This is a genomic window from Shewanella aquimarina (genome assembly GCF_023349185.1).
Classification (GTDB): Bacteria; Pseudomonadota; Gammaproteobacteria; order Enterobacterales; family Shewanellaceae; genus Shewanella; species Shewanella aquimarina.
The window spans coordinates 24,628-41,451 of sequence record NZ_JAKIKY010000019.1 but is presented as its reverse complement, the minus strand read 5'-3'; the positions used below and the strand labels follow the sequence as shown (position 1 = coordinate 41,451).

The window sequence follows — 16,824 nt, the reverse complement described above, 5'->3', positions numbered from 1 at the left end:
TATTCGCGATCTCGGCATATAGGAATTTCCACCGAGTTTGACTATGCTAGTGACCACAGACAAACCGCTAAAACTGGTTAAATTCAATGTATAAAGCACTACAAAGCTGCGCCATCATGGCACTCTTCCTCCTGGTGGCTCCCGCCTTTGCAGCCGATAAGGCTGACGATGCCGTCGCCCTGATCACCCTAGAGAATGGCGCCACCGTCAGACTCAACGCCGACTTTACCTGGGAATATGTGTTCCTGACACCGCAGGCTAACGCGGCAACGATCGAGCCCCAGGCAAGCACAGAAAGCCAGGCGACGACAGAGACAGTCCAGACTCAAACGAGTACAGAGGCAGAACAAGCCAGCCAGGCCGTCGCTCAGGCTGCCAAGTTACAACCCGTGGTGATAGCCAGCGGCCCGGTAGTGGGCGGTGCCATGACGGCATCGGCCATGGATCACGCCAACCTGCTCAGAGCCACAGCCAAGGGCGGCGCCAAGGTGAGCTACCTCAAGAGTCAGTGGGACAACAAGGGACGTCTGGGACTCAACTTCGAGCTCAGCAGCAACAGCGAAGAAAATTATGTGATCATCGAGATGGAGATAGGCCTGTTCGCCGACTCCGGCGAGCTGATCAAGACAGAGACGGTCAACGTCTGGCAGGCAATCTTCCGCGTGCCCGAGACCTATCTGCGTAAGGGACAGACCCGCGACAGCGAGACCTTCTGGATCGAAGGCATCGACAAGGCTAAGTGGAGCAAGGAGCTGATGACGCTGAAGATCATCGACATGAGCTCGCGCTAACGACGGCGTGAGTATCGAGTAGAAAGTAGAAACAGGCCCTGGTGGCCTGTTTTGTTATGCGGACACGGCGGCCATGGTCTCAGGCATCTTGACCGCCACCATATGGCTGCGGGCACAAAGCTTACCGCCTGCCGACAGGGTAATTTCCACCACCACCTTGCGGGGCTTCACCTCTTTGATCTCACCGATTAGCTCCAGCTCGACGCCCATGGGGGTCGGCGCCAGATAGTCTATATTGAGGGCGGCGGTGACAAATCTAGGCGGCTCATCCAGCTGCTCGCCCGCCTGTTCCAGCGCACGCTGGGCGGCAGCGCTGGCACTACCCGTGCCATGACAGTCGATCAAGGATGCGATCAGGCCACCATAGATGAAGCCGGGGATCGCCGTATGAAAGGGCTTGGGCATGAAGTGGGCTATGGTCTGCTCGCCGCGCCAGTAACTCTTGAGCTGGTGTCCCTGCTCGTTGTTGCGACCACAGCCGTAGCAGTGGCTCAGATCGTCCGGGTAGGCATCCTGAAAAGCGATTCCCTGCATAGTAAACTCCTCGACAAATTGGCCTTCTACGCTAACGAGATAGCGCCCCCATGGCAACACAGACTTATGGACTAGGTCTATCGCTGTTGAGCCTATATGCCAGCCAATAAAAAAGGGCCCTAAGGCCCTTTCGCTCACAGCATTACCACTAGAGGCTAGGTAGCACACCTGCCGGTAGATACTGGTTGTAGCTGGCGCTCAGCAGCAGGTCGGTAGCCGCCTCGATATCCGGACCGAAGAATCTGTCCTTATCATAGTAGGCCACCACCTCACGCAGCTCGGCCTTAGCCTTGGCCACGGCCGTCGCTGGCTGCAGAGGATCGCGGAAATCCAGGCCCTGCGCCGCCGCCAGCAGTTCGACTGCCAGTACGCCACGGGTGTTTTCCGACATGTCGCGCAGACGACGGGCCGCGAAGGTTGCCATAGAGACGTGATCTTCCTGGTTGGCCGAGGTCGGCAGGCTGTCGACCGAGGCTGGATGGGCGTAGGTCTTGTTCTCAGAGGCCAGGGCCGCCGCAGTCACCTGAGCGATCATGAAACCTGAGTTCACCCCGCCGTTTTCCACTAGGAATGGTGGCAGCTTAGAGAGGTTAGAGTCGATCAGCAGCGCGATACGACGCTCGGCGATGGAGCCCAGCTCGGCCAAAGCAATCGCCAGATTATCCGCCGCCATGGCGACAGGCTCGGCGTGGAAGTTACCGCCCGAGATGATGTCACCTGTGTCCTGGAATACCAATGGGTTATCGGTTACGCCGTTGGCCTCTGTGGCCAGCACCTCGGCGGCGTGACGGATCTGGGTCAGACAGGCGCCCAGCACCTGTGGCTGGCAGCGCAGCGAGTAGGGATCCTGAACCTTCTCACAGTTGATGTGATCTAGGCTGATCTCAGACTCTTCACCCAGTAAGTGGCGGAACACGGCGGCCGAGTCGATCTGTCCTTTCTGACCACGCGCCGCATGGATGCGTGGGTCGAACGGACTACGGCTACCCATGGCGGCCTCGACGCTCATGGCGCCGATAACAGAGCTGGCGGCAAACAGATCTTCGGCGTTAAACAGGCCTTCCAGCGCCAGTGCGGTAGAAGCCTGGGTGCCGTTAAGCAGCGCCAGACCTTCCTTGGCGGCCAGTTCGATTGGCTTAAGGCCGGCAATCTCCAGACCTTCGGCGGCCGAGATGATCTGTCCCTTGTAGCTCATCTCGCCTTCGCCCAGCAGCGGCAGACACATGTGTGACAACGGTGCAAGGTCACCCGAGGCGCCTACCGAGCCCTTCTCGGGCACACATGGGTAAACTTCGGCGTTCACCAGAGCGATCAGGAAGTTGATCACCTCGAGACGAATGCCAGAGAAACCACGGCTCAGGGAGTTGATCTTCAACACCATCATCAAGCGCACGGTCGCGTCTTGCATATACTGGCCGGTACCGGCGGCGTGTGACAGCACGATGGAGCGCTGTAGCAGCTGCAGATCCTGCTCGCCAATCTTAGTGTTGGCCAGCAGACCGAAACCTGTGTTGATGCCGTAGACGGTGCGACCTTCATCAAGCACCTTCTGTACCAGACCGGCACTGGTGTTGATGTCGGCAACCGCGCTTTCACACAGCTCCAGGCTCACCTTGCCACGGCTGATGGCTCTTAGCTGTGCCAGGCTCAGGGTGCCTGGCTTTAATACTAAATGACTCATTATTACAACCTCTTGTTTTTATTATTTGTTTAAAGGTCAAGCATCGGCAGGTCCAGACCCTGCTCCTTGGCGCACTGCTTGGCGATCTCATAGCCGGCATCCGCATGACGCATCACGCCGGTGGCAGGGTCGTTCCACAATACACGGCCCAGACGCGCCTCGGCCTCATCGGTACCATCGGCAACGATCACCACACCCGAGTGCTGGCTGAAGCCCATGCCGACGCCGCCGCCATGGTGTAGAGACACCCAGGTCGCGCCGCTTGCCGTGTTAAGCAGGGCGTTCATCAGCGGCCAGTCCGATACCGCATCCGAGCCGTCAAGCATAGATTCGGTCTCGCGGTTCGGGCTGGCCACAGAGCCTGAATCCAGGTGGTCACGACCGATCACGATTGGCGCCGACAGCTCACCGTTTTTCACCATCTCGTTGAAGGCCTTAGCCAGACGCGCCCTGTCTTTCAGACCGACCCAGCAGATACGTGCCGGTAGCCCCTGGAAGGCGATGCGCTCGCGCGCCATGTCCAGCCAGTTGTGCAGGTGTGGGTTGTCTGGGATCAGTTCCTTCACCTTGGCATCTGTCTTGTAAATATCTTCCGGATCGCCAGAGAGCGCCGCCCAGCGGAAGGGACCTATGCCTTCGCAGAAGAGTGGACGCACATAGGCGGGCACAAAGCCTGGGAAGTCGAAGGCATTTTCCACGCCCTCTTCGAACGCCATCTGGCGAATGTTGTTACCATAATCTGTGGTGGCCGCGCCTGCTGCCTGCAGGGCCAGCATGGCTTTTACCTGTACCGCCATAGACTGCTTGGCTGCCTTGACCACGGCCGCCTCATCTTTTTTGCGCATCTCGGCGGCGTATTCTAGGGTCCAACCCTGTGGCAGATAGCCGTTTAGTGGGTCGTGGGCCGAGGTCTGGTCGGTTACCACATCTGGGGTGATGCCGCGTTCCACCAGCTCGGCAAAAACGTCGGCGGCGTTGGCCAGCAGGCCGACAGAAACAGGCTTGCCGCTCTTGTTGGCTTCGTCGATCATCGCCAGCGCCTCATCCAGGCTAGTGGCCTTCTTATCCACATAACGGGTACGCAGACGGAAGTCGATGCGAGTCTCGTCCACCTCACAGGCCAGTACAGAGTAGCCTGCCATGGTGCCGGCCAGTGGCTGAGCGCCACCCATGCCGCCTAGGCCGCCGGTGAGGATCCACTTGCCGCTGGCGTCGCCGCCAAAGTGTTGCGTGGCCATGGCCACAAAGGTCTCGTAGGTGCCCTGGACGATACCCTGAGAGCCGATGTAGATCCAAGAGCCCGCGGTCATCTGGCCATACATGGCCAGGCCCTTCTTATCCAGCTCGTTGAAGTGTTCCCAGTTGGCCCAATGTGGCACCAGGTTAGAGTTGGCGATGATGACGCGAGGCGCGTTGCTGTGGGTCTTGAACACACCCACAGGCTTGCCCGACTGTACCAGCAGGGTCTCGTCTTCTTCTAGGCGCTGCAGCACCTCTACTATCTTGTCATAGCACTGCCAGTCACGGGCCGCACGGCCGATACCGCCGTAGACCACCAGGTCTTCCGGACGCTCGGCCACATCTGGGTGCAGGTTGTTCATCAGCATGCGCATCGGCGCCTCGGTGAGCCAGCTCTTACAGCTCAGCGTAGTGCCATGTGGCGCTATGATGCGACGGCTTGGGTCGTGTCTCTTATCCATTCTTGCTTACCTCAATTGTGCTGTCTTAATGACATTATTTTTATCTTTATTCAGTAACTTATTACCTGTTGCAGCCTAGATGCTGCTAAGGGAAACAGGCCGTTCCCAAATGGGTTTATCGCCTTACCGGTTAAAGGTCAGGTGTCCGCCGAGGCGGAAACGGCTGCCCGGATGCAGCAGGCGAGCGAAACTCACCACGCCCTGACGGGACCAGGTGCGACGCAGGATCTGCAGGCAAGGCTCGCTTTGGGTTATCTGCAATCGCTCGCGCTGAACATCGTCGGCCACCACGGCCTCTATGGTGTGGCGGGCCTCGGTGAGCGGCGCCACGAAGGAGAGATATTCGTGGGGCGTCTGCAGGCTAAAATCCTGGGCCAGATAGTCGGGCACCAACTGAGGATTAACGAAACGCTCCTCCAGTTGCAGCGGCGTCCCCTGCTCGCAGTGCACCAATACCGAGTAGAACACCTCACTGCCCTCCTCGAGCCCCAAGGCGATGGCGATCTGCGCCGTGGCCTGGGTCTGGGTCAGTGCCAGCTGCTTCACGCTATAGCCATGTCCCCTGTCCTTGATCTCGTCGGCGATGTTGCGGATCGCCATCATGGAGGATTGCGACTTGAGCCCGGCCACGAAGGTGCCCAGGCCCTGAGAACGCTCGAGCACGCCGGATTCGGTCAGCTCGGTCAGGGCGCGCCGCGCCGTCATGCGGCTACAGGTAAACAGCTCGGCCAGCTGATTCTCCGACGGCACACGGCTATGCTGCTGCCACTCGCCAGATTCCACCTTGGTCAAGATAAACTGTTTGATCTCTGCAAACTTGGGCGTCGCCATCTCTGCTCCTCTATGGGCGATCCGGATGATTAATACTTCCCAGGCATCGCCGCAAACTCGATTACACTTTTCAAATGCTGAAAATTACCGCTATAATCCTAGCTTGTATATACAAGTAAATACAAGCTAGCTCACACAAATTTATTGCCGCCACCGTTAGGGCGCGCCACTTGAGGGAAACATAATGTCTTGGGATCAGGTTTGGATTGACGTCAACATCGCCACTATGGACCCTGAAATTTCAGCGCCTTACGGTGCGATCACCGATGCCGCCATCGCCGTCAAGGCGGGTAAGATTGCCTGGATGGGTCCCCGAAGCGAGCTACCCGAGTTCGATGTGTTGTCAACGCCGGTTTACAGGGGCAAGGGCGGCTGGCTCACCCCAGGCCTTATCGACGCCCACACCCATCTGGTGTTTGCCGGTAATCGTGCCAACGAGTTTGAGCTGCGCCTGCAAGGTGCCAGCTATGAAGAGATCGCCCGCGCCGGCGGCGGCATCATCAGCACGGTCAAGGCCTGCCGCGAGGCCAGCGAGGCCGAGCTGTTCGAACTGGGACGCCAACGCCTCAACGCCCTCGCCAAGGAAGGGGTGACCACGGTCGAGATAAAATCCGGCTACGGTCTGGATACCGAAACCGAACTTAAGCTGCTCAGGGTCGCCCGCGAGCTGGGCAAGCATCACCATGTGGATGTGAAGACCACCTTCCTCGGCGCCCACGCCATTCCGCCCGAGTACAAGGATAACAGCGACGCCTATGTAGACTTAGTGATCGACGAGATGCTACCCGCGGTAATTGACGAAAACCTGGCCGATGCCGTGGATGTCTTCTGTGAAAATATCGCCTTCAGCCTGGAACAGACAGAGCGGGTACTGAGCGCCGCCAAAGCGGCCGGACTGGATATCAAGCTGCACGCCGAGCAACTCTCTAACCTGGGCGGGTCGGCCATGGCGGCAAATCTCGGCGCCAAGTCGGTGGACCATATCGAATATCTGGATGAGGCGGGCGTGAAGGCCCTGAGCGAGAGCGGCACCTGTGCCACCCTGCTTCCCGGCGCCTTCTACTTCCTGAGGGAAACCCAGATGCCGCCAATCGACCTGCTGCGCCAATATGAGGTGCCCATGGTGCTGGCCAGCGACTATAACCCAGGCTCATCGCCACTCTGCTCGAGCCTGCTGATGCTCAACATGGGCTGCACCCTGTTCCGCCTCACCCCAGAGGAAGCCCTCGCAGGCATGACACGCAACGCCGCCAAGGCGCTGGGCGTCGAGGCCTCTGTCGGCGTACTCAAGGTCGGCATGCAGGCCGACTTCTGCCTTTGGGATATCACCACCCCCGCCGCGCTGGCCTACAGCTATGGAGTGGATGTGTGTAAGGAAGTGTTGAAAAACGGGAACCTGGTTCATCAGTGAAGATGAAGTGATCTTCTGGTTTTGTGCCCATCAGGGTTTTGGTATTTAGCCAGTGAATGAGATAACCATGATTTAATGGTTATCTATCACCTGCGGTGGGTGCAGCATAGGGACATGCTAATGTCGTGATCACATGGATGTGAAAGAACGACCTCATGTGCAAGCACTCTTTTGGCACGGTGAGTGAAGCGCAGCTTCTAGCTCACGAACGAGAGGCATGGATGCCGAACTGGATTTTAAACAGGGACGTTGTTCAAGCCCATCCCTCCATGAACTGTAATGGCATAAATGCCAAATGACTTCCTAGTCAGCAAATATATAGCTGTAAATTCTTCGCTTCAGCTTTTGATATTTAATAAGTAATTGAAAGCCATGACGCCATGGCAACCTATCACCTGCGGTGGGCTCATGTGCAAGCACACTTTTGGCACGCAGCAAGCCCGTCCCTGGGGGCTCTGCGGTGGCATCCTTGCCACCGAAGGCCAAAAGCGTGCTTACACCCGGTCATCTGTCTCTTCGATTTGGCCTCAACTATTTCATCTATGAAATGCGATCAAATTTGGATATTTCCTTGTTCTTCTATCGCTTATGACTTTTCCTTCTGTTGACCTAACAGATACAAAATCAGGTTAATCGAAGAGACGTTGGATAAGGTGTGTAGGTATGTCTGAGGGTATCGAAAACAGGGATGTTTTCGTTAAGCGGCCAGGGATGGCTTTACAGCGTCCCGAAGACGTACCTGCACATAAGCCCGCGGCAGGCGATTAACAGCAATTATGGTAAGATTTACAATCACCTATACAAATGACAACTCAGCGCAAAGTTAATAATTTGCTCTTTACCTCACAGGTTCAGATCCAAACCGTTATTAAAGAGAGCCCGCGCTAATCCCCACCATTCTGGGTCTCAGGAAGACCTACCCTGACAACACTGCCCAAGTTGTATTGGCGGACACTTCACCGTGCCGTAGGAGCAGAATACGCAGCAGTCGCCGGGCAGGGGCTTGAGCAGTTTATGGCAACCCTGGCACTCGTAGAAGAACTGGCAGGCATTGGTGGGCATAATCTCCTGCCGAATATGCCCACAATGGGGGCAGGTGATTTCAGACGTTAACACCAGATCACTAACCATGGCTCGCTTAACCTCAAAGGCAATAGACCTTAACCCTAAACTACGCCTATTGTTCGCAAATAAACAGCAGTTAACTCACATCGATCTATTGAGGAAAAGGATCTACAGCTTAAGGCGCAGGGTTCCACCGAGAAGGAGTTTTTGGCTCAGGAATTGGGTTATCCAACAGACGTCCCTGTGCTCACCAGACAGATGCCTCAGGTCTGTAACCTGTCGTCTAAGGTTTAAGGGCCAAAGGTTTAAGAGTCTAAGGCTTACCATTGCCCTGTTTGAGCAGCAGCTCGGCCTTGGCACCGAGAAACACATAGATCCCCAGCCCCACCAGCAGGCCGACGACGGCGAACATCATGCCGATGGCGGGCTGCACATACTTCATCTCTCCCAGGGAGGCCTTAAACATGGTCAGCAGGGCCTCGATGGAGATGGCGATCAAGATAGTGGAGATGAAGCGGGTGATGGTGCGCCGGGTTGAGCTGTGACGAAAGATGTCCTTGTGCATCAACACCTCCTCTTCGAGGATCGTCTTACCCAGATCGAACACCGCCAGGGCCAGGGTGATGAAGATGATGATGCTAAAGGGCTTGATGGAGCCGCTAGGTACAACTCCCTCGGCGAGCAAGGCGGCGATGTCCACGGTCGCCATGCTGATCAGCACCAGCACCATGATAAACAGCCCGACCACCAGCGCGGTATAGACCCCCTTGAACAGGGGCGTCGCCCGCCGTCTGGCCCGATCGCCCATCATAAACTCGATCAATTGAGTGAGATTGATATCCACCACGATAAAGCCCCGCCCCGAGTCGTCTTCGATACGATAGGAGGCCGACAGGCAGAGCTGGCCACTGGCGTTAGAGAGATAGGGAGTGGTGATCTTGAGCAACTGCGTCTCCTGCGCCTTGGAGAAGTAAGGCCTGTGGCTTCTACTCAGGTTGCGCCCCACGGGGATCGCCTGCACTACACGATTGACTATGGCCACGTTGTCGCTGATCTGCACCCCATCGCCGTCGAGCACATAGAGCAGCTCGATAAAGGGATAGCTGTTGGCGATCTCGGCCATGGCCCGCACCCGAAAACCTGGATCGGACAACATCAGGGGATCGCTTATCCCCACCAGAATCGACTCCAGCAGCTCCTTCACCAGCTGCTCATGCTCATGGTACCGCTCGATCACGCTCAAGTAACTCATTGCCGCCATAGACTGCTCCCTTTAGATAACGACTCTAAGCTTTGCAACTATGGCGCCAATCCCACTCGCGGGCACAGAAACCCGGCTAAGGCAGAGGAAAACGCCGCGCCATGGGGCGAAAACCCAGGCTGGGAGGGACTGATAAGGAGATGAATCGCCGGAGCCAGGGCGTGCAATTCGCTCTGACTGCGCCGAAACGCATAGGCATCTGCACCAAAAGAGGGCAGATGCCGGCGTATTTCAATAAAGGTAAACGGCGAAGAGCCTTACGTAGAATCAACTAGTGCCGCTGCGCCTCTAACGCCGCCAGGCTCTCGCTGTACTTGCGTGTCCAGAAGGGATGGTCTGTCTTGGCCAGCGCCTGCTTCTGCTGGGCTATGGCTAAGTCATACATCTTCAGCTCACCATAGGCCCGGGCCAAAGCATCGTGGGCGCTGTGGGAGTCAGGATTGGCCTCCACCGCCGCCTGATAGACAGCTAACCCCTTGTCTTTATCCTTGGCAAACTCGGCGTCCGCCAGGGCGATCAGCGAATCGGTAGAGGGCACGGGGAAGCCATACTTCTGCTGTGACAGGTAACTATAGTGGTCGAGAATCGCCTTCACGCCGCCTTTGGCGATCTCTGAGTCTGGCGAGAGCACCCTATGGTAGTCGTCGAACAGCCACTCTATGCCGTGGGCGGTCGCCAGGATCGGCTGGGTCATATAGTAGGTGCCGTCGAAACGTTTCACCTTATAGTGCAGCGCCGGATGATTTGTGGTCTCGAGCAGCTCCTCCAAAGCGGCGAAATCCGCCAGCTGACGCTGCTCGAAATCGCTGTCGCTGGTGGTCAACATCAGGTAGCGCGGCTTGCCCTTGAGCTTCTCCAGCTTGTCTGTGGCCGACTTGATCACATAGGCAAAATCGTCACTCAGCACCGGGCTCGCCGCCAGGTAGGCGTTGAACAACTCGGGGCGATTGAGCAAGGTGTAGAGCACCAGGCCGGCGTTGCCGGTAAAGCCATTCATGATACGAAAGCCATTGGTGCGATACTTGGCATCGATGGCGGGCAGCAGCGACTGCTCCATGAAGTCCAACAGGGCGACGCTACCTTCCTGCTCTATCGCCTGACTCTTCAACTTGCCCAGCGCCTGGTCACCGTCGGGCGCTGTGACGATTATGGTCTCCAGCCAGGGCCAGTCGCCATTATGGCTCATCCAGTCATGCATCCCCTCGAGATAACCGCGGCTGCGGGGATGAAAGTCGAACAGCAGCACATAACGCTTATCTAGGTTCTCGCCATAACTGGCGGGCAGATTGACCTTGAAGGCCATGGGCTTGTCGACACCCGGCGCCTTAACCATCAGCGTTTCAAGGTTAGTAGTAGGAGCCGCCTGAACCAGGTTCAAGCCACTACCGAGCAGTAAGATAACACCAGCAATCCATTTATTTATCACGTGTATTCCTTGTTATTGTTAAGTGATAGGGCAACGTGAGCCGTTACCAGGTGGACATAAGAAAATCGCGAATACGCTCTCTGTCTTCCTGAGTATTACAGGAGATCATTTCACCACAGGTACGACCCCGCAGCGAGGTGCCCGTACCAGTGATCGCATCAGGCACACCGCCACGCATAGTAGCAATATGGTAACTAAAAACCTCTTCCAGACTAGGGGCACGCACCTCGATCACCTCCATCTCATCTGTCGGAGCGGCCTGACTCTTGGGCGTAACCGGCGCCACCTTAGCCTGGCGCTTGACCTCGAGGGCCACCTCACTAACTTCGGCCAGCAGGTTAAGTGTCGGCTCATGACCCGCCTCATAGGCCTTGGTCAGGTAGTCCTTGGCTTTCACCTTGTCCTTCTCCACCAACTCGCCTTCTACGTAGAGCATTCCCAAGAGGTGAGCCGCCTCGTTAAGATCGGCGCGGTTGGCGTCTCGCAGGTAGCGCATCGCCTTGTCGATATCCTGATTCTCGCCATCCTGTAGATAGAGGATGGCCACCTTGTACTGGGCAAAAGGATTACCTAACTTGGCGGCGCGGCGATACCACTTAGTGGATAAACGCATATCGCTCTCTGTGCCATAGCCCAGACGGTACATCTCGGCCAGGGTGTACATAGCATCAGAATGGCCATAACGGGCCAGCGTCTTGTATTCCTTGAAATGATCGACGCATTCGCCACGCTCACAGCTCTCCAGCTGAATCGGCAGCGGCTTTACTTTGATCTTGGCCGCAAGTGGCAGGCAGTAGCTACCAGCAATCAAGACTAAGCAGCTAATAAATTTGAGGTATTTAACAGTCATTCGCCCTTCCTTGTTTCCCTTTCCATGTTTTACGCCCCAAGCGAATGAGTATGATATTTAAGCAAAAGCAAGTCAAACCTCCACCCGAAAACGCCAGACCTGTTTCCCCTTGTGATCCGCTGCGTCTTCGCTCGTCTTTGGGCGATAATTCACTAGCCAAAGGGGCGTTTTCAGCTTAGGATCTGGCCTGTCATTTAAGCGAATCATTTCTATTAATGCATAGTGGAGTAAGCCAACGTTATGGGTATTCGAGCCATAGTTGTAGATACAGCAGGTACAACAACCGATCTGAACTTTATTCAGGACACCCTTTTTCCCTATTCGTCTAAGGCCCTCGCTGACTTTTTAGAAGATAATCAAACTAATGTATTGGTCGACAACTGCATCAGCGACGTAAAAGATATCGCGCTGGAGCCAGACGCCTCACTGGAGCGCGTGGTAGAGATTCTGCAGCAGTGGATTGCCGAAGATCGCAAGGCCACTCCGCTTAAGACGCTGCAAGGCCTGATCTGGAAACAGGGCTACGCCCAAGGCGAATTTAAGGGTCACATCTACCCTGACTTCATCGACAGCGTGAAAGAGATTAAGGCGCAGAACGTGCGTCTCTACAGCTTCTCTTCCGGCTCTGTGGATGCCCAGAAGCTGCTGTTCAGCCACAGCGACGGCGGTGACCTGACCGAATATTTCGATGGCCATTTCGACACCCGCACCGGTAACAAGCTGTTTAAACAGGCCTACCTTAACATCATCAACACCATCAGCCTGGCGCCTAAGCAGGTGCTGTTTATCTCTGATGTGCTCGAGGAGCTCAAAGCTGCCGAGCAGGCGGGCATGCGTGTAATGCAGATGGTGCGCGAGACCACTCAGCGCACCGGCGACTACCCACAGATCAGCAACTTTAAAGAATTAAGCTTCTAATCTGTCGATTTGAAAAATAAAGGCACCCTAGGGTGCCTTTTTTGTTACTCGCTCGCCAAATAAATCGAAGAACGAGAGAAAGCCTCATCGAAATTCATTAGCCACTCGAACGCCCTCAGGGATTGGTATTGTGGCGAGATGCTGATATCTTAACCCAAAACTAAACGCTTGTTTGAAAATTGAAGGTTAAGATATGGAGCAGTTCGTTAGCCAATTTCCCTTTCACACCCGCATCCCAGTCGCCTGGGGCGAGATGGATGCCCTGAAGCACGTCAACAATGCGGTCTATTTTCGTTACTTCGAGACGGCGCGGATAGACTTCTTTAACCAGCTGTTTCCGCTAGATAAGCTCTACCAGTACGGCATGGGCCCGGTGATCAGCGACAACCATGCTCGCTATAAGCGCCCGGTCACCTTCCCCGACACCCTATTGATCGGCGTCAGTATCAGCGACATCCACAAGGATCGCTTTACCATGCACTATCAGGTGTTCAGCGAGCAGCAACAGGCGATCACCACCAAAGGCTCCTCGGTCGCCGTCATGTTCGACTTCAACAAGCAAGCCAAGGCCGATCTGCCCGACGAGTTACTGGCCGTGCTCAGAGAGCACTGCATCGACTAGCCTCGATTGTGCCGAGCTCACATCTCTTCGTTAAACAGCAGCACTATGCCGCCGCCACTCAGGCCACTGTTGATGTTGAGTGTGATGCCTATCCCTATGTTGCGCAGCCAGGCTGACAGCGAAGGGGTCTGCACCACCCAGCCTGCACCGAACTCGTAGTAGTGACGCGTCCCCATGGGGTCGATAACATCGCCGCTAAGATCGATCCGCTTGGCCAGCAGGCGCATCTCGTTCTGACGGTCGAAGAAGTCTGGCAACCCATAATGAAATACCAGGGCGTTGCTCAGACGCCCGACCTGAGGCGTCACCGCCTGCATGCCATCGTCGGTCAGCAGGCTGCGGCCTATGCCATATCTGAGGGTGCTGATAAATTCCCACTTATTCCCCATGAGGTCACCCGTATAGGTCAGCTCGGCGTTGGGATCGAACATGATGGCGCCATAGCTGGTGTTCACCAACTTGTCGTCTAGGACACCACTGACGCTGCGCAGCACGGGGTCGTTATAGGTTAGGCGGTTTTCCAGCCAGATAAATTGCGCCCCCAGGCCAAAGACCGCCCGCCACTGCTCATTTATCTGATACTTCCAGCGATACTCGCCCGCCAGCAGGTAGCTGGTATCCTTGATCGGACTGCTGATGGTCTCATCCTCCAGCCCCTGTATGCTGTCGCTGGCATGCACGTAGGAGAAGCGCACCTGGATGCTTTGGGACCACTCGGGCGAGAGCGGCACTGTGTCGCTCTCCCAGGGCAAGGTATAGGAGGTGAGCTGACTGCGCCGCTCAAGCGACTCCTCGCTACCGACATCGCCTATCTCGCTCAGATCCACTATGGTGTTGGGATTAAAATCCACTATCCCTAAGGTGATCAGGTTGGCATCGGTGAGCACCATGGCACTGGTGATGTCCCCCTTGAGTTTGGCCTCGACGGCGGGGCGCAGGTTAATCTCCGGAGCAGCCAATGCTTGAGTAAAGTAAACCCCAACACAGAGCCCAAGCCAGCGGGTCAGCGCGCTCTTAAGGTGTATATGGCCCTTGATTTTCACGCGAAGGCCTCATCTAATTTTAACAAAATCATCTTGTTACTAATTTTATCACCCTGTGCTAACGTTAAGTTTCATCCCGTCAAACGAGAGGCAGACTATGACGCAAGAGACGATTCGACACCAGGACGACCAGCAGAAATTTGTCCTGTCCATTGCAGGCCATGATGCGGTATTAGAGTATCAACGACAAGGCGACAAGGTGGATTTTGTTCGCACCTTCGTGCCGGATGAACTGAGGGGACAAGGCGTGGCCGGGCGCCTGGTGCGCCATGGCTTAGCGTGGGCCAAGTCCCAGCAACTCGCCATCACAGCCAGCTGCTGGTACGTGCAGAAGTTTTTGTAACCCGCCTATTCGCCGGTCAGGGTCAGCAGCGCCTGCTTCACCTCTTCCCCTATGGGTTGGCTCTTGTCGACGCTATAGTCGTAATGCACTAAGGTGGTCTTGGCCTCGGCGGTCATCTTCCCCCCCTGCCAGCTCTGCTGCGCCACCTCGAAACTGGCATTACCCACACGGCTGATCCAGGTCTTGATCTCCACCGGCAGACCATATTGGGTCGGCGAGGTGTAGGCGATGGTAAAGCCCGCCACGATCAGGTTCCACTCCGCCAGATTAAGCGAGGGATTGAAGATGGCGAAGATGGGCTCACGCGCCGCCTCGAACCAGACGGGCATAACGGTATTGTTGATATGGCCCAGGCCATCGGTTTCATTGAATCTGGGTTGAATGGTTAAACTGAAAGAGCGTAACGGCACAGGGAGCTCCTAAGGCTAAGTCGTTATTTTTGTGGGAATACGCTAACCGAGAAGCCCTTGGGATGCAAGATGGACTTTCGACCTAAGGGCGCCTCGTTGCGAGACGCCCTTAAGATCTAATTACTTCAAATACATGGCGTTAATTTCGGTGGCGTACTTGTGATAGATCATCTTACGCCTCAGCTTCATGGTCGGTGTCAGCAGACCGGCCTCCATAGAGAAGGCCTCGGGTAACAGGGTAAACTTCTTGATCTTCTCGAAACCCGCCAGCTCCTGCTGCAGATGCTTGAGACGCTGCTCGAAGTGCTCGATCACATGGCTGTGACGCAGCAGCTCAATGGGCGACTCGTAGTGCAAGCCCTTCTCCTCGGCCCAGGCCTCTAACGACTCGAAAGCGGGCACGATAAGCGCGGTCACATAGTTTTTGGCATCGGCGATCACCGCCACCTGCTCGATGAAGGGACAGCAGCCTACCTTGCCCTCTACCCTCTGGGGCGCGATATATTTACCGTTAGAGGTCTTCATCAACTCCTTGATGCGGTCTGTGATGAACAGGTTACCCTGCGCGTCTAGCTGACCGGCATCCCCCGTCTTCAGCCAACCATCTTCGAAGCTATCGGCAGTCTCCTGGGGACGATTGTAGTAGCCGCGCATCACGGTATCACCGCGCACCAGGATCTCGTTGTCTTTACCCAGCTTGATCTCGACTTCCGGCAGGGTCTTGCCGTTAGAGCCAGCCACCCGGTTATCCAGGGTATTACAGGTCACGGTCGCCGTGGTCTCCGTCATGCCATAGCCGCAGAGCACGGGAATATCGATGGCGTGGAAGAAGCTGGCCACATTCTGATCCAGCGCCGCACCACCGCACGGCATAAACTTAAGCCTGCCACCCAATACCTGTTGCAGCTTGCTGTACACCAGCTTATGAGCCAGTTTCCACTGGGTCTTGAGCCACCAGGAGCTCTTGGCCCTGCCCTGGCTGACCTCGAACTGACGCTCGCCCACCGACATGGCCCAGGCAAACAGCCTCTTGCGGGTGTCGGGCGCCTTATTCACCTTGTCCTGCACCGCACTGTAGACCTTCTCCAGGAAACGTGGCACCACACACAGGGTATGGGGACGAATATCGACGATCGCCTCTTTCACCGTCATAGGATCGTTAAGGTAGACGTTGTGGCCACCGCGGCATAGCACGTAGAAGCTCCAGCCCCGCTCGAACACGTGACTCAGCGGCAGGAAGGCCAGCGACACATCGCCCGGCGTAAAAGGTAAAATCGTATCGTGCTGACGCACCACAGAGGCGATGTTACGATAATCCAGCATCACGCCCTTAGGGTCACCCGTGGTGCCCGAGGTGTAGATCAGGGTCAGCAGATCGTCCAGGTCCAGGTTAGCTAAACGACGCCCTAGCTCGGCCTCGACCTCGACCTCTGGCGAATAGGTTTGGGTAAGCAGACTATCGAAATGAACAGCTGTTTCCGTTTCGGTCAACACGACTTCGGCATCGAACACCACTATCTGAGTCAGGCTAGGGCAGATAGTCAGCAGTTCACGGGCCATGCCATATTGCTCGGCGTCGCCGACGAAAATCAGCTTAGCCTGGGCATCGTCTATGATGTAGCGCGCCTGTTCCAGGGTACTGGTAGGGTAGATGGGCACCACAACGGCCTTGGCCTTGAGGGCACCGACATCGGCACAGGTCCACTGGGGACAGTTCTGCGACAGGATCACCACCTTGTCCTGGGGGGCAAAGTCAGAGGCGATCAGCGCCTTGGCAACCTGGTCGCCAATCTCATCGAAGCGTCGCCAACTGATCTGCTGCCAGGGAGCGGCTAAGCCATAGCCTTCCAGCGCGATGGCATCGCCACGCTGCTGGCTCTGGGCCTGCATCAGGCTTATTGGATGATACTGTTGGAGCGACATAATTTTCTGACCCTT

Annotated in this window: 16 protein-coding genes; 5 read left to right on the top strand and 11 right to left on the bottom strand. The window is 56.1% G+C overall.

What is annotated here, in order from left to right:
- The first annotated feature begins 86 nt into the window (after window positions 1–86).
- Window positions 87–791, top strand: a complete 705-nt coding sequence (locus tag L2731_RS18615; RefSeq protein WP_249254813.1) for a DUF3157 family protein — start codon at window positions 87–89, stop codon at window positions 789–791.
- 54 nt (window positions 792–845) lie between these two features.
- Here L2731_RS18615 and L2731_RS18610 read toward each other — a convergent pair whose 3' ends face one another.
- The 4 genes from L2731_RS18610 to hutC all read right to left on the bottom strand — a co-directional run bounded on the left by L2731_RS18610 (window position 846) and on the right by hutC (window position 5,537).
- Window positions 846–1,325: a PaaI family thioesterase gene (locus tag L2731_RS18610; RefSeq protein WP_249254812.1), complete on the bottom strand. Its 480-nt coding sequence runs from the start codon at window positions 1,323–1,325 to the stop codon at window positions 846–848.
- 148 nt (window positions 1,326–1,473) lie between these two features.
- On the bottom strand, window positions 1,474–3,006 hold the full coding sequence (hutH, locus tag L2731_RS18605) for a histidine ammonia-lyase (RefSeq protein WP_249254811.1): 1,533 nt from the start codon (window positions 3,004–3,006) through the stop codon (window positions 1,474–1,476).
- Window positions 3,007–3,035: 29 nt separating this feature from the next.
- Window positions 3,036–4,706 carry a urocanate hydratase gene (gene hutU, locus L2731_RS18600; RefSeq protein WP_249254810.1) on the bottom strand — a complete coding sequence of 557 codons (1,671 nt, stop codon included), beginning with the start codon at window positions 4,704–4,706 and terminating at the stop codon, window positions 3,036–3,038.
- Window positions 4,707–4,829: 123 nt separating this feature from the next.
- Complete coding sequence (gene hutC / locus L2731_RS18595) at window positions 4,830–5,537, bottom strand: histidine utilization transcriptional repressor HutC (protein ID WP_220079468.1); 708 nt, start codon at window positions 5,535–5,537, stop codon at window positions 4,830–4,832.
- A gap of 184 nt (window positions 5,538–5,721) precedes the next feature.
- Here hutC and hutI point away from each other — a divergent pair, with 184 nt between their 5' ends.
- Window positions 5,722–6,948: an imidazolonepropionase gene (hutI, locus tag L2731_RS18590; protein ID WP_249254809.1), complete on the top strand. Its 1,227-nt coding sequence runs from the start codon at window positions 5,722–5,724 to the stop codon at window positions 6,946–6,948.
- Between the two features lie 906 nt (window positions 6,949–7,854).
- Here hutI and L2731_RS18585 read toward each other — a convergent pair.
- The 4 genes from L2731_RS18585 to L2731_RS18570 all read right to left on the bottom strand — a co-directional run bounded on the left by L2731_RS18585 (window position 7,855) and on the right by L2731_RS18570 (window position 11,550).
- On the bottom strand, window positions 7,855–8,079 hold the full coding sequence (locus tag L2731_RS18585; RefSeq protein ID WP_249254808.1) for a GDCCVxC domain-containing (seleno)protein: 225 nt from the start codon (window positions 8,077–8,079) through the stop codon (window positions 7,855–7,857).
- 247 nt (window positions 8,080–8,326) lie between these two features.
- Window positions 8,327–9,274, bottom strand: a complete 948-nt coding sequence (locus L2731_RS18580) for a PDC sensor domain-containing protein (RefSeq protein ID WP_011867562.1) — start codon at window positions 9,272–9,274, stop codon at window positions 8,327–8,329.
- Window positions 9,275–9,545: 271 nt separating this feature from the next.
- Window positions 9,546–10,700, bottom strand: coding sequence for an alpha/beta hydrolase-fold protein (locus tag L2731_RS18575; RefSeq protein ID WP_249254807.1), 1,155 nt, complete (start codon window positions 10,698–10,700; stop codon window positions 9,546–9,548).
- A 43-nt stretch (window positions 10,701–10,743) separates the two neighbouring features.
- Entirely contained in the window at window positions 10,744–11,550 is an 807-nt protein-coding gene (locus L2731_RS18570; RefSeq protein ID WP_249254806.1) for a tetratricopeptide repeat protein, read from the bottom strand.
- A 240-nt stretch (window positions 11,551–11,790) separates the two neighbouring features.
- Between L2731_RS18570 and mtnC the strand changes: the two genes are divergently transcribed.
- Both mtnC and L2731_RS18560 read left to right on the top strand, forming a co-directional pair.
- Entirely contained in the window at window positions 11,791–12,468 is a 678-nt protein-coding gene (gene mtnC, locus L2731_RS18565) for an acireductone synthase (RefSeq protein ID WP_220059459.1), read from the top strand.
- Window positions 12,469–12,661: 193 nt separating this feature from the next.
- Window positions 12,662–13,090, top strand: a complete 429-nt coding sequence (locus tag L2731_RS18560; protein WP_249254805.1) for an acyl-CoA thioesterase — start codon at window positions 12,662–12,664, stop codon at window positions 13,088–13,090.
- A gap of 17 nt (window positions 13,091–13,107) precedes the next feature.
- Here L2731_RS18560 and L2731_RS18555 read toward each other — a convergent pair whose 3' ends face one another.
- The gene (locus tag L2731_RS18555; protein ID WP_249254804.1) at window positions 13,108–14,133 is read right to left on the bottom strand and encodes a Solitary outer membrane autotransporter beta-barrel domain; all 1,026 of its coding nucleotides are present in this window, start codon (window positions 14,131–14,133) and stop codon (window positions 13,108–13,110) included.
- A 97-nt stretch (window positions 14,134–14,230) separates the two neighbouring features.
- Between L2731_RS18555 and L2731_RS18550 the strand changes: the two genes are divergently transcribed.
- Window positions 14,231–14,476 carry a GNAT family N-acetyltransferase gene (locus L2731_RS18550; RefSeq protein ID WP_160798213.1) on the top strand — a complete coding sequence of 82 codons (246 nt, stop codon included), beginning with the start codon at window positions 14,231–14,233 and terminating at the stop codon, window positions 14,474–14,476.
- Between the two features lie 5 nt (window positions 14,477–14,481).
- On the opposite strand, the gene L2731_RS18545 is transcribed toward L2731_RS18550, so the two are convergent.
- Both L2731_RS18545 and L2731_RS18540 read right to left on the bottom strand, forming a co-directional pair.
- Window positions 14,482–14,886 carry an acyl-CoA thioesterase gene (locus tag L2731_RS18545; protein WP_041509764.1) on the bottom strand — a complete coding sequence of 135 codons (405 nt, stop codon included), beginning with the start codon at window positions 14,884–14,886 and terminating at the stop codon, window positions 14,482–14,484.
- A 120-nt stretch (window positions 14,887–15,006) separates the two neighbouring features.
- Complete coding sequence (locus tag L2731_RS18540) at window positions 15,007–16,809, bottom strand: AMP-dependent synthetase/ligase (RefSeq protein ID WP_249254803.1); 1,803 nt, start codon at window positions 16,807–16,809, stop codon at window positions 15,007–15,009.
- Window positions 16,810–16,824 lie beyond the last annotated feature (15 nt).

Excerpts from the sequence above, each read along its gene's own strand:
- hutH (WP_249254811.1), bottom strand. The coding sequence starts at position 3,006 with ATGAGTCATTTAGTATTAAAGCCAGGCACCCTGAGCCTGGCACAGCTA.
- mtnC (WP_220059459.1), top strand. The coding sequence starts at position 11,791 with ATGGGTATTCGAGCCATAGTTGTAGATACAGCAGGTACAACAACCGAT.
- L2731_RS18540 (WP_249254803.1), bottom strand. The coding sequence starts at position 16,809 with ATGTCGCTCCAACAGTATCATCCAATAAGCCTGATGCAGGCCCAGAGC.
- L2731_RS18560 (WP_249254805.1), top strand. The coding sequence starts at position 12,662 with ATGGAGCAGTTCGTTAGCCAATTTCCCTTTCACACCCGCATCCCAGTC.
- hutI (WP_249254809.1), top strand. The coding sequence starts at position 5,722 with ATGTCTTGGGATCAGGTTTGGATTGACGTCAACATCGCCACTATGGAC.
- L2731_RS18615 (WP_249254813.1), top strand. The coding sequence starts at position 87 with ATGTATAAAGCACTACAAAGCTGCGCCATCATGGCACTCTTCCTCCTG.
- L2731_RS18580 (WP_011867562.1), bottom strand. The coding sequence starts at position 9,274 with ATGGCGGCAATGAGTTACTTGAGCGTGATCGAGCGGTACCATGAGCAT.
- hutC (WP_220079468.1), bottom strand. The coding sequence starts at position 5,537 with ATGGCGACGCCCAAGTTTGCAGAGATCAAACAGTTTATCTTGACCAAG.
- L2731_RS18585 (WP_249254808.1), bottom strand. The coding sequence starts at position 8,079 with ATGGTTAGTGATCTGGTGTTAACGTCTGAAATCACCTGCCCCCATTGT.
- L2731_RS18570 (WP_249254806.1), bottom strand. The coding sequence starts at position 11,550 with ATGACTGTTAAATACCTCAAATTTATTAGCTGCTTAGTCTTGATTGCT.
- L2731_RS18610 (WP_249254812.1), bottom strand. The coding sequence starts at position 1,325 with ATGCAGGGAATCGCTTTTCAGGATGCCTACCCGGACGATCTGAGCCAC.
- hutU (WP_249254810.1), bottom strand. The coding sequence starts at position 4,706 with ATGGATAAGAGACACGACCCAAGCCGTCGCATCATAGCGCCACATGGC.
- L2731_RS18550 (WP_160798213.1), top strand. The coding sequence starts at position 14,231 with ATGACGCAAGAGACGATTCGACACCAGGACGACCAGCAGAAATTTGTC.